The organism is Sphingobium psychrophilum, from assembly GCF_012927105.1.
Classification (GTDB): Bacteria; Pseudomonadota; Alphaproteobacteria; order Sphingomonadales; family Sphingomonadaceae; genus Sphingobium; species Sphingobium psychrophilum.
Window position 1 is genome coordinate 97,998 of sequence record NZ_JABBFV010000016.1, and the last position, 14,242, is coordinate 112,239.

Below are 14,242 nucleotides of genomic sequence, written 5' to 3' on the forward strand. Positions count from 1 at the left end.
TCTTTTGAGTGCGCTTAACCGGGCTTAGACGAACGTGCCTTCGGCATCCTTGGTCGAGAAGCGCGGCGCGACCTTGCTGATGAATTTCTCCAGTTCTTCCTGATTGGCCTCGGGCTCCAGATGACCCTGCCCGAACATCAGGAACAGTTCGTCGAAGCCAAGCCGATCATGAGCACGGCCGATCTTGTCGGCGATCTCGTCGGCCGAGCCTATCAGGACATTGGGTGGACGCTGGCCGAGCGGGATGAACCACTCGTCCCAGAACCACATATGCTCCTCCATAAGCTTGGCGGCGTGATCCTTGTCATCGGTGAGCATGAGAAACCCGCCCCAGGCCGATGCGTCTGTGTTCGTGACTTCGCGGCCGTTCTTGGCGGCTGTCGCGATATAGCGATTATTCAACTGCTCGCAGAAATCGATATTGTCGGACAGGACGATCAGCTTCCCGCCTTCTTCGGCCCAGAAATCGATCGTTCGGCCGGACGCTGCAAAGCCGCCGTAGATCGGAGGGTGGGGACGCTGGTAGGGCAGGGGGGCGATGCCGATCTGCTGCACCCGGCCATTTTCGTCCTGGCCCTTGCCATATTTCGCATAGGCGGGATGGCCGGCCGATCCGCCCTCTGGCGGGAATTGCCAATTGTCGCCCTTGTGGCTGAAGACGTCGTTGGTCCATGCCTTCTTCACGACCCGGACGCCCTCTTCGAACAATGAGCGGTTACGGGCATCCTGCTCGTCGCGCGCCTTCACATTGTCGGGCGTCGTGGCGCTTACGCCCTCCTTGATACCATAGGCATCGACCCAGCGGGCGTGATAGCCGCGTGTAAAGCCGCAATAGAGGCGGCCCTGGAGCATATGATCGAGAGTCGCGATCTCCTCGGCGACGCGGACCGGATTGTGCGTGGTCATGGTGTATCCCATGATGCCCGCCTTCATCCGCTTGCTATGCTGGCCGACGAAGAGGCTGAACATACCGGGGTGATTATTGGCCTCGAAGCCTTCGATCTGAAGGTGATGCTCAGGCTGGCAATAGCCGTAGAAACCCAGTTCATCGGCGAGCTGCACATAGCCCTTAACCTCTTCTAGAAAGCGCTGGTAGAGCTCCGGCCGCTGGCCGGCCATCCCCTGTTCGATTTCATGACGGCGACCGACGACGCCGGTCTGCATAAGATGAAACTTCATACCTCTCCATCCCCAAAGGAGCTTTAATGCTCCCCCGCTCTTAGGGTTGATCCTGTGTCGACCCCCTAATCCAATCCCCTTTCGGCAGCCTTGTCAACTCTCGTGTTGACGAGTGCCGATATTTTTCCGCATAAGTGCATCTGGCTCGATGATGCTGTGCGAAGCGGCACGGCCAGGAGCGGAGAGGAACATGATGGATCGTCCGATCACGACCGAAGTCTCAACCTTGGGTGACCTGGTTTTTCGCGCGGCAGCCGACGCGCCGGGGCGTGACGCTCTGGTGCTGCCCAACCAGCGCGCGACATATTCGCAACTACGTGACGGCGCCATCCAGGTTGCGCGCTCTCTGACAGCGCTAGGGGTCCGTCGTGGTGAACATGTCGGCTTGCTGATTCCTAATTGCGTAGAGTTTGCCGAGGCGATTCTGGGCGTCGCCTTGCTCGGCTGCGTCGCCGTGCCATTGAATGCGCGGCACAAGGCAACGGAATTGGGATACATCATCCGCAACGCTGACCTTGTCGCGATCCTGACGAGCCGCCATTCGGACGATCCTGTCGATTTTCCGGCTGTGCTGGCAAGCGGTCTCGAAGGTGAGCCAGCCCTCCATTTGGAGCATATCGTTCTTGTGCGCGGGAGTGGCGGCCAAGGGGTCATGGATGTTGCGACGTTCGAGGCGCTGGCCGATCATATCGATCCGTCGGTTATCGAGACGAGGCGGAGACAGGTCCGAGTGCGAGATGCGGCTCTCATCATCTACACATCGGGCACGACCGCGAACCCCAAGGGATGCGTTCTTAGTCACGAAGCGGTCACGCGCGGTCCTGTGGAGCGGGCACGCTACAGGTTGAAAGCACCGGGGCACGACGTCGTCTGGGGCGCCGGGCCGCTGTTCCATATCGGTACCTTCGCGCCGTTCGTCGGATCGCTCGGCGTCGCGGGCACGTTCCTGACGGATGGGCACTTCGAAGCGGGGCGAGCGCTGCAGCTCATGTACGATGAAAAGGTGACCCTGACCTGGCCGTGGTTTCCTGCGATCATGCAGGGTCTTCTTGGACATCCAAGTTTCGATCCTACAAAGCTCGCCAGCATGCGCTATCTGTGCATCATTGCGCCGCCCGCGCAGGTCGATGCGGTCCAGGCCATCCTGCCCGACTGCGAGGTTATACAGGGCTGCGGCATGACCGAGACGGCAGGCGTCTTTGCGTTGTGCGAGCCGGACGAAGATCCTGTCTCGCGTTCGACGACTAACGGAAAGGCCAGTCCCGGCATTGAGATCCGTATCGTCGATCCCGAAACCGGCGCCGATCTTCCCGATGGCACGCTGGGCGAGATTTGGGTGCGCGGCTACAATGTGATGGAAGGCTATTGGGCTGCGCCTGAGAAAACCGCAGAGGCTCTAACCACCGACGGATGGCTGAAAACCGGCGATCTCTATACAAGATTGCCTGGCGGTAGCCTCGTCTTTGGCGGACGCTACAAGGATATGCTCAAGGTCGGTGGAGAGAATGTCGCCGCCATCGAAATCGAAGCTTTTCTTTGCACGCACCCGGCGGTCAAGACAGCTGAAGTCGTCGGTCGCCCGGATATGCGGCTCGATGAAGTGCCTGTTGCATTCGTTGAAATTCATCCAGGACATGAGATTGACGAAGAGGGGCTCATTGCGCACTGCAAAGGCAGGATCGCGAGTTATAAGGTGCCGCGCGCGATCATCTTCCTGACCGGGTCGGATTGGCCGATGTCGGCTACGAAGATCGACAAACGCGCATTAAGGCAGCGACTCGCAGAGCCGGCATCGTGAGGGAACCGAAAACCCTTGCCGCATCTTTTCTGGCGAGCTTTTCCTCGGGCGATGTCGAGGTTATTCTCGACCATCTCGCCGAGGATGCCACATGGTGGGTATTGGGAAGTCTGGACGGTATGTCCGGCACGATCGACAAAGCCACGCTTGGAAATTTGCTGCGGCGCGTGAAACCGCTTTATGCCGACGGCGCACTCACGATCACGCCATTCGACATGATCAGCGAAGGTCAGCAGGTGGCGGCAGAAGCGCTATCCCACGCAAAGCTGCGCGATGGGCGGGAATATGCCAACGCCTATCATTTCAGGTTCGAGATCGACGAAGACCGAATAGTGAGCGTACGCGAATATTCCGACACGCAGCATATGCTGGAGATATTCGGACCGCAGGCGCAAGCCTGCGCCCAGGGCGACGTCAGCCGTTCACCACGCTGAGTACGGGATCCGAAGTACATATTTTCTTCCGGCCCGAATCGGTCAGCGCTCCCCCGGTGTAGATCGACCAGAATGTCTCGGCGACCTGACGGCCAGTCAGGCCGCCACCGGGCACGAACCAGCGATGGGTCCAGTTCAACATGCCGAACAGGGCATTCTCGTGGAGCCGAGGCGGGATGTCGGATCGCAGATCGCCCTCTTCTATGCCTTCCTTGATAAAGTCGATCAGCATCCGGTCGAACAGACGCGTGCGCTTTAGGATTGCCTTCGCCCATTCGGTTTCCTGAACGCCGACCTGGTGCATCTGCTCCTGGATATACACGAAAGTCGCTGGATAATTTTCCTCGTAGCTCGTCATCAGGATCACGAAGATCTGGTGCAGCCTCTGCATGCCGGTAAGTGTAACATCAGCGCCTAGCTCTTGGGCTGCGGCGATTGCGGTGTCGAGCACGCCACCGACGATGTCCTGAAGCAGCTCTTCCTTGCTGCCGGCATAATAATAGATCGTCGCCCGATCGAGCCCTGCCTCGCGGGCGACATCGACCAGCCGCGTCGAGTGAAAACCCTGCTGCTTGAATAGCGTAGCGGCCGCTCCGAGCACCTCCGCACGTTTTGCCACATAGTCGGCACTGTCCTTTGCACGCGCCGTCCGTCGACGTTTCGAAATATTGCTGCTCTTGTCGTTCATGCACCTAAACTTGCACGCAACGCGCGCAAGAGGCAAGCTACCTCATCAACGTCAACGTCGGCGTTGACGAACTTCGGCATTCATATAGAATGGAATCCGGAGAGGAATAAATGAGTCTGAGCCATGTCCCTATCAACCCGGATTACGGGAACGGCTGTTTTCGACGGCTGGTCCGGACATTTCGCGTGCCCGGAAGGATACTCCTGACGCTCGATGATACCCATCATTCGATGTGGCTGCTGCTACACCACTTTTCAGGGCGAATATCCAATGTCGAAGCCTGTGTGGCGCGTGGACCCGCGACAAGTTGCGGAACGGCAACCCTCGCGCTCAACAAGCTGATCGGCCTTGCGATCGACGAGGACATGAGCGCGTTTCACGAGCGCCTGCCTCCCATTCTCAACTGCACCCATCTGATGGACATGGCGCATTGGGCCTTCAGGAGCGCGACCGGCCAAGTGTCGCTCAAGCGCGAAGTCCTGATCGAGATACCAGACGAAGCGGGCGCGCCGGTCTGGATTGCGGTCGAACGGGATGGAATCGTGGTTCACCGGTGGTATGTTAAAGATCATCACGTGGTCGAGCCAGGCCATTTGGCCGGACGGCCGCTGATGAAAGGCTTTATGTCCTGGGCGCGCGAACAATTCAGCGGTGAGGATCTCGATCTGGCGATCATGCTCCAGCGGGGGGTCTTCGTCGCGCGCGGACGGCGCCACCTAGTCGATCTCTCGCCGCCTGTTCCTCTCAGCGCAGCACCAGCGATGCGGGATGCGTGTCACAGCTATTCGCCGGCGCATTTCGAAACGGCGACGAGCGTCGTCGGCTATGTTCGCGACTTCACCGACAGCGTCGTCGCTGCGCCCCTTCCACCATCTGTTACCGCATATTTCAAAGGCTTTTTCCAATGACCCATTATGGTGAAATTGCGCCGATCGAAGAGATTATCGAGGATGCGCGCAATGGCCTTCCTTACATCCTTGTGGACGCGCCGGATCGCGAGAATGAGGGCGACATCATCATTCCCGCCCAGTTTGCGACGCCGCGGATCATCACCTTCATGGCGACCCATGCCCGCGGCCTGATCTGCCTGGCGATCACGAACGAGCGCGCCAAGCAACTCGACCTGCGCCCGATGGCGACCCGCAACGAAAGCGGACATGGAACCGCATTCACGGTTTCGATCGAAGCCCGAGAAGGGGTTTCCACGGGCATATCGGCACATGACCGTGCCCACACCATCGCGGTCGCGGTGGACCCGTCCAAACAAGCGATCGACATCGTCTCGCCGGGACATGTTTTCCCTCTTACGGCGCGCGACGGTGGCGTCCTGGTGCGCGCCGGACACACCGAGGCGGCAGTTGATATCTCACGACTTGCCGGCCTCACGCCCGCCGGTGTCATTTGCGAGGTCATGAATGACGACGGAACGATGAGTCGTTTGCCCGATCTCCTGCGCTTCGCCAGTGAGCATAAGATGAAGGTCGGGACGATCTCCGACCTCATTGCCTATCGTCGGCGTCTTGAGACGCTGATCGAACGGGTGGCAGAGGCGCCCTTCGAAAGCTGGCACGGCGATTTTCGAGTCATTGTCTATCGCAACAAGATCGACGGTGCCGAGCATATTGCGCTGGTTCGCGGCTCGCCCAAGAAGGATAAGCCAACACTGGTGCGCGTGCATCAACTCGACCTGACAGCCGATGTGCTGGGATGGCGCGAGGCGCACCGCAATTATGTGCCAACTGCTTTGAGCGCCCTTTCGGACTATGACGGCCCAGCCGTGGCCGTCTTCGTATCCGATCCCAATCCCTCGTCGCTTTCCGAGCGGATCAAAGGCAATCGCAAGGCTTATTCGGATACGCACGGCTATCGCGACTACGGGATCGGCGCGCAGATGCTGCTCGATCTGGGGGTGGGCGATATGATCCTTCTCACTTCCAGTCCGACGAAGATGACCGCGTTAGAAGGTTTTGGCCTGAAGGTGGTGTCGAAGCGGCCGCTCGTCGAGCCCGCCATGCGGCTGGTCCAGTCGCAGGCTTGATATTAATCCCCTGGGTGAAGGCGGCTCGTTGGCACCCCCCAAGCGCGTCCGCAGCGATGGCAGGCGTGAAACAAGCAGTCCGCCGCAACTGTCGGAATGACTACGGAGCGCAACCGCAGGGCGCGCTCCGTAGCTTGCATCGTTCAAATGCGGGACGTCAGTCTTCAGGCGCGATCGTCAACTCCAGACCTTTCATATCTGCGTTCACGATAAGCTGGCAGGCAAGGCGCGAACGCGCATTCCGGTGATCGGAACTGTCGAGCAGATCATTCTCGTCATCCGAGCGCGCGGTCAGCCTGTGCTCGAATTCTTCCCGGATATAGACGTGGCAGGTCGCGCAGGAGCAGCAGCCGCCGCATAGTGCCAGCAACTCATCGATTCCTGCATCCCTGATTGCTTCCATCACGCTGATGCCTTCGGCGGCATCAACAAGGCGCGCTTCACCTGTTCGCGTCACCACATTGATAATAGGCATCAATTCAGCGCTCCGACCAGATCAGCGGAACATTATCGACGGCAGCGACAATGCCGGAATGATAGATGGGCTGTGCCCCCTGTTTCATGGCGAAGCTGGGAATACGTTTGAGCCATTCCTCGATCGTTACGATGACTTCCATGCGTGCCAGATGCAGGCCTGCGCAACGGTGCGGGCCACCGCCAAAGGTGCTGTGCGAGATGCCGCGGCGCTCCAAATTGACGCGCCAGGGATCGTCATTCAGCGTCTCGTCGAGTCCATGCAGCGCGGTAGGAAGCAGGATCATGTCGCCCCGCTTGAGATCGATGCCGCGAAACTCCTGGTCTTTTGCGACCATGCGCGCCTCGGACACCACCGGAAAGCGGCGGAACATCTCTTCGGCGCTGCGCATCAGCTTGAGTGGATCGGCTCTCAGCTCTTCGACAACCTGCGGGTTTTTGGCGAGATGGATCATCATGAAGCTGAGGAAATTCACCACCGTATCGAGTCCGCCGAGAAGGAGCAGGGAGATGAGGCCAAGCGCTTTGTCGTGGGTGATCCGTTCCCCGTTTATCTCGGCATTCACCATGACGGTGATGAGATCCTCGCCCTCCTTGCCCCGCCGTGCCTGAATGATGGGCTCGACATAAGCGAAGAAGCCCTTGTTCCCTTCCTCCAGATGTTTCGCCATTTCCTCGGGCGTGTTGCCCTCCGGGCGCGTCATCATCTTGGCAAAGCGGCTGAGCGTCGGGACGTCGCTTTCAGGCAGATCGGCAAGGGCCATGAAGACCCGTACGGGAAAGACATTCGCATATTCTGCCGAAAAATCGCATTCGCCCCGACCGACGAAACTGTCGATGAGATCAACCGCGACCTCCCGAACCTTCGATTCCACCTTGCGAATCTGGGCAAGGCTCAGTCCTTTGTCGAGCGCCTTGCGATACGGGGTGTGCTCGGGCGGGTCCATGCGCGTCGGGACCATTTCATACTTCTCGCCGGCTTCCTTGGGCAGGAAGATCACCTCGCTCGAGAAGCGGGTTGGATCGCTGTAGATCTCGCGGACGGTATCGCCGTTCGTCGCAATCCAGTGTCCGCCAGTGAAAGGCGTCCAGATCAGGTCGGGCATGTCTGGTCTGGGAATGTTCTTCCAGGCTTCATGATAGCCCTGCTCTATGCCTTCGAGCGCGTACATGTCGATTTCATGGACATATTGCTCGGGAATATGGTCCGGGCGGCGCGCGCGGGCGCGCGACATCGTTTCAGGGACATGCTCAGGCATCGTAGCCAAGATCGCTCTCCTTATCTCAACGCGCCCAGCCGTTCCCGAGCCGTGCGTGTACGTTACACGCACGAAAATTGTCATGCAAGAACTTTCAACGCTGGCGTTGATTCGAAACATTTGCGCTGAGCGCGGTCACGCGCGTAGTTAGGCATCATGAAGATGCGCGAACTCGAAGAGCGGACCGGTGTGGATCGGGAGGTTATACGGATCATGATCCGTGAAGGACTGCTGCCCGAACCCCTGCGTCCCGCGCGAAACGCGGCGGAGTATGACGAGGGGCATGTCAGCGGAATTGCGACTATCAGGCATCTACAGCACGCGTCCCGGATGACGCTTAAAGAGATCAAATCCGTTTTGTCGGGCGAAGCGCTCGAACGCCCCGGCCCCGCATCGGCTTACAGCCATCTGGAGGCTCTGCTGTCACGCTCTTTCGGACTGGAGCAACCGACATCAGTGTCGCTGCAAAGCCTTAGCGAGCGCTATCCCCGCGCCGAACGCGATGCCCGTGCATTCGAGGCGATGGGGATGCTGACGCTTTTGCCGACCGAGAGCGGTTGCAGCCTGAGCCTTACAGATGCGCGACTTGTGGAAATATGGGGAAAGATACGGGAGGCGGGATTTGTCGAGGAACAGGGCTTCCCTCCGGAAAATATCAGCTTCTATCGTGAGGCAGCGGAGCTGGTCGCCCGGCATGAGGCGTCGATATTTTTCAGCGGGTCGGATGGCGCGATCAGTGAAGAAGATGCAGCCAGAATGCTGCAGATAGCTCTACCACTGATGCTCGATTTCTTCGGCCTTCTCCGGATCAAGGCTTTCATGACCAACGTACATCGGTCCCTCGAGATGGGCGACCGCTAAGCCGTCGGCGGCTCTCTTACGATTCCATATCCGGGAGGCGGCTCTTTCAGCGGCGTAGTGCCGGTCAATCGATCCACTCAGCCGTCAGCACCGCGATGCTCTGCCTTATCGCATCCTTGATGAGATAATGGTCGCTCCCCGTCGCGTCCAGCGATGTCTCACCAGACAGGCCTACCAAGACGACGTTGAGATGCAGCAATGAGACCGAAAATCGGCGCCGCCGACAGCATCAGCACCAGCCAGCGACATTTCTTCCGGGTATCTCCCAGCCGCATTGCGAACCAGTCCCCGGGTGAGGCATGCGCCATTTCGGCCATGCTGACCGCTGCCACAAGCGCGAATAGAAGGACGATCGGCCAGAATCCGGTCAACCTCATAGGCTCAGCTCAACGACGAGCATCGCAAGGGCCGGTTCGCCTGTGCCGGCTGCGCGCTGCCGCTTTTGGCGTCCGCTATCAAGTTCGACAGTGGGAACTGGATGGCCGAGCTTTTACCACCACCTTGGTCGCGCAGTGGCGACGGAAACCGATCACAATCTCTTCATGACGCGGACGGAAGTGCATTGTGCGCGCTGCGCTGGACATATGGGCCACGTCTTGAAGGACGGGCCCAAGCCAACCGGGCTGCGCTACTGTATCAACGGGGTCGCACTACGCTTTATGAGTAGTTGATCGTGGCCCATGCGCTTGCGCGGATACCGGCTTTTACGGATATTGGCTTTTCCATGTCTGCCGCGACCTGCGCTCAAAGCTGCGGCGCGCCATCGGTATAGCCTTCGAAAGCATAGTCATTGAGGAACTGACGTCGCCATAGATATCCGCGATCTACCGTACTCAACTCGGCTTCGTCGCAAATGCCGTCCCATAATTGGGTGATCGAAGTGACCTGATGGTTGATCAGATCGCGGGCATCCCGGTCACTCAACAGGAAGTTTGACGCCGACAATCGGCAGCTTTCCACAAGGCTACGCTTATCCTCGCCATTCACCAGCATCGCCTGATTGGCCTCCCGGCCGTTACGTGGCTGTGGGCATATGTCGTATGCCTTTGTCAGCGTGAGGTTGGCGCCATCCCAGAAAGCAGCATGGTTGCGGGCATGGTCATCGGTGTTGCCCGTCAGAACGTTGAAGACCAGCCGCCCGAACAGTTCGCGCAGCGTTGCTTGCGGATCGGTGAAACGCGTGCGCACCATTTCGGCCAGATCGACATAGCTGGCATAGCGTGCCTGCATTTCCCCCAGCCCGAACATGGTCAGGGCAGAGACCATTGCGCGGCGTGTCCAGCCAGTACCGTTCCATTCGCGGTCGAAGCGGCGAACGAGCAGGACGTCCTTGCCACTTGCCCTCGCCAGACGGACCGGCGCGACGTCCAGCCCTACCCCTGCCGCCAGGCGCATGGCAACAAACTCGGCCTTCACGACGGCCATGGTATCGTTTGTCGCCGAGAATTTGGCGATGAACTTGTCCTCGCCGTCCTGGATCAAGGCTTTGGGACGTGCGCCGCCGATGGAACTCCCGTGGAACAGCGCCTTGTCGAGAGCGTGGGGGATGGGCTCGCCCCTCTCAACCCGTTCGGCTGCTTCCAGCAGTTCCTCAAGCGCCGCATTTTCCTGCTCACGAGGCTGATACCGATCGGCTGACGTCTGGAAATCGAGCGCGCCAATGCGGTCAGAGCCCGAATTGAGCATGTAGGTCAGTTCGTCGAACTCGATATTGTGCGCTGCGTTGCTGCGAATGCCGGTTAGGCGATTGATGATGACTCGACGCCCCCATGCGTCCGGAGCGCCATCTCGCAAGCAGCCGGCCATATCCAGCGGGGTTTGCGGGATGATCCTGCCACGCTGGAGAGGCAACTCCGGCGCATAGATTGGCATAGCGTTGGCACGTTCAAGATAAGAACGACCATAGTTGAAGGTATAAATATCCCCGTTCAACTCGATCCGCCCGGCGATGATGGGTTCAAGAGCCCCCGGTAGCCATATCCACACGAATGCTTCGGTGGCTGGCGGGATGAGACCTTGAGCGGCAAATGTAGTCACAGGCCGAGGGCGATCAGAAGTCATCTTTCACTTCCGAGCGCGGACGCCGCACCGCCTGTGGGAGGAGTGCCAGCTTGTCGTTGACCCTCGAAATCTCGGGAGCGAGACGTGAAGGTTCGTCAACGAATAACGGCACGCCTGCTAGAGTCGCGGCCTCAAATACCAGCCCGATTTCAACTTTGGGATGGCCCTTCTCGATGAGTTGTAGCGTGCTGCGCGCGATGCCGATCCGGGCTGAAAGGTCAGCTTCCGACATCTTGCGCTGTTTGCGCGCAAGGCGAATGAGTCCCCCCATCATGGTCAGCGCTTCGCGCGTCACGCGAGAATAGGTGCGGGTATGCGTCTTCATGCTGGCCTCAATGCTTGTTATCGCGGTCATTAAGTAGCTTTAAGACCGCCGTAACGGTCCATACAATGCAGAGAATTAATAATCAACGGAATGACCGCGAGGTCAGGCACAAAATCCATTTGTGACTGCTATATCGGTCAATTAAATCTAGTTGACGTTAACCCGGGAAGGCGTCGGCCTCGCCAAGTCAGGAAGCATGATACTGCACCAGAGCAGTACGAGGCTTGCAACGGAATTGTGCCGGTCACCTTCCTGACTCTACCGACGGCGTGTCATCAATTGGGACTTGGACGAACCCGCTGCGCGGGAGTGGTCGGCAGCTGCACTGAAAGGAATGTTCAGGACCGTCCGCTTCCAAGCGTATCAAAAATCCAATCGGGTGGCGACAAATGGCGCAAAGCCGCCTGTCGGAGAATACATGATTCCATCACGCTAACTATCTATATTGTCTGGGATTTCCCCTATTCTTGTTACTCAATCGACAATCCGCGAGCTTATTTGGAAAGCAATATCGTGGGCACGTTCGAACTGCTGGAAGCGGCGAGAGCTTATCCTCCGGCACATGTGTTGCTCGCCTCGACCTCCTCGGCGTTCGGCGCGAATACGCAGATGCCCTATCGTGAGATCGACAAGGCCGATCACCAGATGTCTTTCTATGCCGCTGCCAAGAAGGCGGGCGAAAACATGGCGCACAGCTATGCGCATCTGTTCGACGTACCGGTGACGATGTTTCGCTTCTTTACAGTGTACGGACCTCAGGGCCGGCCGGACATGGCGCTGTTCAAATTTACTAAAGCGATCCTAGAAGGCTGCCCGATCGACGTGTATAATCATGGCGACATGAGGAGAGACTTTACCTATGTGGAAGATCTGGTCGAGGCAATCCGTCTGCTGATCGATACACCGCCTGTGCGGCCGGATCCGGGCGAAGGGGTTCCCGAGGGTGACAGCCTTTCACCGGTCGCGCCGTGGCGGGTGGTGAATATCGGCAATAGCGATGCAGTGCAGTTGACCGACTTTATTGCGGCGATTGAGGATGCGACTGGTCGCAAAGCGGTACGCAATCTGATGCTGATGCAAGCAGGTGATGTACCAACAACATGGGCGGATGCGAGCCTGCTTAAATCGCTGACGGGCTATGCCCGGCGTGCGCGAGGGCGTCGCCAAGTTCGTGCAATGGTATCGGGAATATTATCAGGCGTGAGGAGAAATGAAACAGAAATGGCTGAACCGAGTATTTCGGATCATCAACTACATATGGCGCTAGGATTGGAAATTTCTGGGCCCTGCATCATATTAGCATAAGATACTGAGAACGGAATACTGGAGGATCTTCTGTAAATGCCGAACTGCCAATATGCCGATGGATTGTCGTTATTATATCCAATCGGGGCATTTGTTTTTTCCAATTCTTTGACATCATTAACATAAAGCCGAACATATGCTTTTCCTCTGGGGCTTGTTCTCAACGTCAGTTGAATCTTGTACCATTTTCCTCCTTCGATAGTTTTTTCCCATATCATCTTTGCTTTGGGAAATGCGCGCGAGATTTTTTTGGAATCCGATCGGATATGCATCTGCCAGACATATTTACCAGATTCTTTCTGCTTAAGGACAAAGGCCATAATGGGTGGCATGGCTGCAATGTCGTCTCGATCCTCTACGGCGTGAACCTGCCCTACGATCGTGAATGAAGACGTTATTTTTTGTCCCGCTGGAATAAACATTGAGTAGGAAATGTTGTAATCCTTTGATACCATAATAACCTCTTTGGATTTCCTAATGATAGGATCCAATGTAATAAGTTCTATTCTTTCATTACTGTGTGCCGCGTCCAGTGTGCCGCCGCCATTGCCGGGTGAAATGGTAAATGTGTCTATGATGCTACAATCTGATACCACATACTTGAAATCGCTCATGCTCCCAAGAAGTCGGTATTTGGTGCCGTTTTGTGTTAGTATCGTCTCGCCCCGCCTTTCGTTTAGAGGTCCCGCGGTGGAGTTCGAAAGCGACACCGTGGCGAGTAACCCCATGGCCGCAACCGCCGCTGAAATGGATATCCTGGGCATTATTGGCTCCTTTGCTGGGCTGGTGGATTGCAACCTTTCGAAACAAGTAAGGAGCTACAAAGGCGCGAAAACCCCCGCTTTGCAAAAGGCCTGCGGCAATGTGGCATAAGATCCGGCCTCATCTGAAGTATGGCGCATTGCGCAGCTTGCTGGCGATCCGCTGGTCGCGCAAACGGCAAAAGGTCGCGGTAAGAACAGCCTTTTCTTCAAAAGTCATTTTGACGCTGACCTCATATCCTCCGCGATTTCCAACGTTGCATCTGACGCTCCAGTCTCTGCTGGCTCAGTCTGTCGCGCCGGCCCGGACCATACTGTGGATCGCAACGGAGGATATGGATCAGCTGCCATTGGCGGTAAGGGAACTGCAGCGGTACGGCCTCGAGATACGGGAATGCGTGAACCGCCGCTCCTTTGACAAATTGGTTCATGCCCTTTCCCTATATCCCAACATGTATTTTGTCATTGCTGATGATGATGTCCTCTACCAGGAGGACTGGATGGAAACCCTACTTGCAGCCTATAGCGGCAACGACCGAGAGATTATCTGCCACCGCGCTCACAGGATGACAATCGACGACAAAGGCGAGGTAATTCCTTATCGACAATGGGAGAAATTCATTTCCATCGCGATGAAATCAAATCAACTCTTCCCAACGGGAATAGGAGGTGTCCTCTACTCTCCCGGCATTTTTTCGGAAGACGTGCTCAAGTCAGAGTTGTACCAAACATTGTGCCCTGCGGCTGACGATATCTGGTTTTACTTCATGGCTCTCCGCAATGGAGCGACGGTCCGGACAACGGGTGCGCGCCAGCGCTTCGCCTTATGGCCCTCGACCGAAGCGGTAGGGTTGAAGAACGACAATGCCGATGGCGACGGAAACGATCGTCAGTTGCAAGCAATGATCGCGAAGTTTGGCCTGCCATTCGGAGATACTGAGAGCCCGATCCGAAACTAAGTTGAGTGGTATCAGCGGGTTAGCTTGACGCTTGCCGCAGTCGTTGATTCAGGGGTTTTGCAACAAACTTCCGGAGATCAACAATGTGGACCGATACCAC

The 14,242-nt window shown here is 57.4% G+C and carries 17 protein-coding genes and 1 pseudogene; 9 read left to right on the forward strand and 9 right to left on the reverse strand.

Annotated features, from left to right (window positions below; all coding sequences use genetic code 11):
* Positions 1-24: 24 nt before the first annotated feature.
* Positions 25-1,179 carry an LLM class flavin-dependent oxidoreductase gene (locus HHL08_RS18660; RefSeq protein WP_169574535.1) on the reverse strand — a complete coding sequence of 385 codons (1,155 nt, stop codon included), beginning with the start codon at positions 1,177-1,179 and terminating at the stop codon, positions 25-27.
* A gap of 190 nt (positions 1,180-1,369) precedes the next feature.
* Here HHL08_RS18660 and HHL08_RS18665 point away from each other — a divergent pair, with 190 nt between their 5' ends.
* Together HHL08_RS18665 and HHL08_RS18670 are read left to right on the forward strand one after the other, a co-directional pair.
* On the forward strand, positions 1,370-2,977 hold the full coding sequence (locus HHL08_RS18665) for a class I adenylate-forming enzyme family protein (RefSeq protein ID WP_235955136.1): 1,608 nt from the start codon (positions 1,370-1,372) through the stop codon (positions 2,975-2,977).
* On the forward strand, positions 2,908-3,411 hold the full coding sequence (locus HHL08_RS18670; RefSeq protein WP_206377976.1) for a nuclear transport factor 2 family protein: 504 nt from the start codon (positions 2,908-2,910) through the stop codon (positions 3,409-3,411). The genes HHL08_RS18665 and HHL08_RS18670 overlap by 70 nt, the downstream gene beginning before the upstream one ends.
* Here HHL08_RS18670 and HHL08_RS18675 read toward each other — a convergent pair.
* The gene (locus HHL08_RS18675) at positions 3,392-4,099 is read right to left on the reverse strand and encodes a TetR/AcrR family transcriptional regulator (RefSeq protein ID WP_169574536.1); all 708 of its coding nucleotides are present in this window, start codon (positions 4,097-4,099) and stop codon (positions 3,392-3,394) included. The genes HHL08_RS18670 and HHL08_RS18675 overlap by 20 nt on opposite strands.
* A gap of 110 nt (positions 4,100-4,209) precedes the next feature.
* On the opposite strand from HHL08_RS18675, the gene HHL08_RS18680 reads away from it, so the two are divergent.
* A complete protein-coding gene (locus tag HHL08_RS18680) occupies positions 4,210-5,007 on the forward strand; it encodes a DUF2889 domain-containing protein (RefSeq protein WP_328804687.1) in 798 nt (265 codons plus the stop codon).
* Positions 5,004-6,137 carry a 3,4-dihydroxy-2-butanone-4-phosphate synthase gene (ribB, locus tag HHL08_RS18685; protein WP_169574538.1) on the forward strand — a complete coding sequence of 378 codons (1,134 nt, stop codon included), beginning with the start codon at positions 5,004-5,006 and terminating at the stop codon, positions 6,135-6,137. The genes HHL08_RS18680 and ribB overlap by 4 nt, the downstream gene beginning before the upstream one ends.
* Before the next feature lie 157 nt (positions 6,138-6,294).
* Here the strand turns inward: ribB and HHL08_RS18690 are convergent, their stop codons facing one another.
* Both HHL08_RS18690 and HHL08_RS18695 read right to left on the reverse strand, forming a co-directional pair.
* Positions 6,295-6,612 carry a 2Fe-2S iron-sulfur cluster-binding protein gene (locus HHL08_RS18690; RefSeq protein ID WP_169574539.1) on the reverse strand — a complete coding sequence of 106 codons (318 nt, stop codon included), beginning with the start codon at positions 6,610-6,612 and terminating at the stop codon, positions 6,295-6,297.
* 4 nt (positions 6,613-6,616) lie between these two features.
* Complete coding sequence (locus tag HHL08_RS18695; protein WP_169574558.1) at positions 6,617-7,870, reverse strand: cytochrome P450; 1,254 nt, start codon at positions 7,868-7,870, stop codon at positions 6,617-6,619.
* Positions 7,871-8,026: 156 nt separating this feature from the next.
* On the opposite strand from HHL08_RS18695, the gene HHL08_RS18700 reads away from it, so the two are divergent.
* Positions 8,027-8,731 carry a MerR family transcriptional regulator gene (locus HHL08_RS18700; RefSeq protein WP_169574540.1) on the forward strand — a complete coding sequence of 235 codons (705 nt, stop codon included), beginning with the start codon at positions 8,027-8,029 and terminating at the stop codon, positions 8,729-8,731.
* A 64-nt stretch (positions 8,732-8,795) separates the two neighbouring features.
* On the opposite strand, the gene HHL08_RS25985 is transcribed toward HHL08_RS18700, so the two are convergent.
* The gene (locus HHL08_RS25985) at positions 8,796-8,930 is read right to left on the reverse strand and encodes a hypothetical protein (protein WP_268932732.1); all 135 of its coding nucleotides are present in this window, start codon (positions 8,928-8,930) and stop codon (positions 8,796-8,798) included.
* The gene (locus tag HHL08_RS26285) at positions 8,890-9,108 is read right to left on the reverse strand and encodes an NrsF family protein (RefSeq protein WP_408021793.1); all 219 of its coding nucleotides are present in this window, start codon (positions 9,106-9,108) and stop codon (positions 8,890-8,892) included. The genes HHL08_RS25985 and HHL08_RS26285 overlap by 41 nt, the downstream gene beginning before the upstream one ends.
* 8 nt (positions 9,109-9,116) lie before the next feature.
* Here HHL08_RS26285 and msrB point away from each other — a divergent pair.
* Positions 9,117-9,402, forward strand: a pseudogene (gene msrB / locus HHL08_RS18710) (peptide-methionine (R)-S-oxide reductase MsrB); the annotation flags it as partial.
* A gap of 73 nt (positions 9,403-9,475) precedes the next feature.
* Here the strand turns inward: msrB and HHL08_RS18715 are convergent.
* Positions 9,476-10,768, reverse strand: a complete 1,293-nt coding sequence (locus HHL08_RS18715) for a type II toxin-antitoxin system HipA family toxin (RefSeq protein ID WP_328804688.1) — start codon at positions 10,766-10,768, stop codon at positions 9,476-9,478.
* Positions 10,769-10,781: 13 nt separating this feature from the next.
* Positions 10,782-11,117: a helix-turn-helix transcriptional regulator gene (locus tag HHL08_RS18720; RefSeq protein ID WP_169574543.1), complete on the reverse strand. Its 336-nt coding sequence runs from the start codon at positions 11,115-11,117 to the stop codon at positions 10,782-10,784.
* A gap of 237 nt (positions 11,118-11,354) precedes the next feature.
* Between HHL08_RS18720 and HHL08_RS18725 the strand changes: the two genes are divergently transcribed.
* The gene (locus HHL08_RS18725; protein WP_328804689.1) at positions 11,355-12,422 is read left to right on the forward strand and encodes an NAD-dependent epimerase/dehydratase family protein; all 1,068 of its coding nucleotides are present in this window, start codon (positions 11,355-11,357) and stop codon (positions 12,420-12,422) included.
* Here HHL08_RS18725 and HHL08_RS18730 read toward each other — a convergent pair.
* The gene (locus HHL08_RS18730; RefSeq protein WP_169574545.1) at positions 12,365-13,036 is read right to left on the reverse strand and encodes a heparin lyase I family protein; all 672 of its coding nucleotides are present in this window, start codon (positions 13,034-13,036) and stop codon (positions 12,365-12,367) included. The two genes, HHL08_RS18725 and HHL08_RS18730, sit on opposite strands and share 58 nt — an antisense overlap.
* A gap of 112 nt (positions 13,037-13,148) precedes the next feature.
* On the opposite strand from HHL08_RS18730, the gene HHL08_RS18735 reads away from it, so the two are divergent.
* Positions 13,149-13,295 carry a hypothetical protein gene (locus HHL08_RS18735; RefSeq protein ID WP_169574546.1) on the forward strand — a complete coding sequence of 49 codons (147 nt, stop codon included), beginning with the start codon at positions 13,149-13,151 and terminating at the stop codon, positions 13,293-13,295.
* Positions 13,285-14,142: a glycosyltransferase family 2 protein gene (locus HHL08_RS18740; RefSeq protein WP_169574547.1), complete on the forward strand. Its 858-nt coding sequence runs from the start codon at positions 13,285-13,287 to the stop codon at positions 14,140-14,142. The genes HHL08_RS18735 and HHL08_RS18740 overlap by 11 nt, the downstream gene beginning before the upstream one ends.
* Positions 14,143-14,242 lie beyond the last annotated feature (100 nt).

Coding starts and splice junctions, on each gene's coding strand:
- HHL08_RS18660 (WP_169574535.1), bottom strand. CDS start 1,179: ATGAAGTTTCATCTTATGCAGACCGGCGTCGTCGGTCGCCGTCATGAA.
- HHL08_RS18665 (WP_235955136.1), top strand. CDS start 1,370: ATGATGGATCGTCCGATCACGACCGAAGTCTCAACCTTGGGTGACCTG.
- HHL08_RS18675 (WP_169574536.1), bottom strand. CDS start 4,099: ATGAACGACAAGAGCAGCAATATTTCGAAACGTCGACGGACGGCGCGT.
- HHL08_RS18680 (WP_328804687.1), top strand. CDS start 4,210: ATGAGTCTGAGCCATGTCCCTATCAACCCGGATTACGGGAACGGCTGT.
- ribB (WP_169574538.1), top strand. CDS start 5,004: ATGACCCATTATGGTGAAATTGCGCCGATCGAAGAGATTATCGAGGAT.
- HHL08_RS18690 (WP_169574539.1), bottom strand. CDS start 6,612: ATGCCTATTATCAATGTGGTGACGCGAACAGGTGAAGCGCGCCTTGTT.
- HHL08_RS18695 (WP_169574558.1), bottom strand. CDS start 7,870: ATGCCTGAGCATGTCCCTGAAACGATGTCGCGCGCCCGCGCGCGCCGC.
- HHL08_RS18700 (WP_169574540.1), top strand. CDS start 8,027: ATGAAGATGCGCGAACTCGAAGAGCGGACCGGTGTGGATCGGGAGGTT.
- HHL08_RS26285 (WP_408021793.1), bottom strand. CDS start 9,108: ATGAGGTTGACCGGATTCTGGCCGATCGTCCTTCTATTCGCGCTTGTG.
- HHL08_RS18720 (WP_169574543.1), bottom strand. CDS start 11,117: ATGAAGACGCATACCCGCACCTATTCTCGCGTGACGCGCGAAGCGCTG.
- HHL08_RS18730 (WP_169574545.1), bottom strand. CDS start 13,036: ATGAGCGATTTCAAGTATGTGGTATCAGATTGTAGCATCATAGACACA.
- HHL08_RS18735 (WP_169574546.1), top strand. CDS start 13,149: ATGGCCGCAACCGCCGCTGAAATGGATATCCTGGGCATTATTGGCTCC.
- HHL08_RS18740 (WP_169574547.1), top strand. CDS start 13,285: ATGTGGCATAAGATCCGGCCTCATCTGAAGTATGGCGCATTGCGCAGC.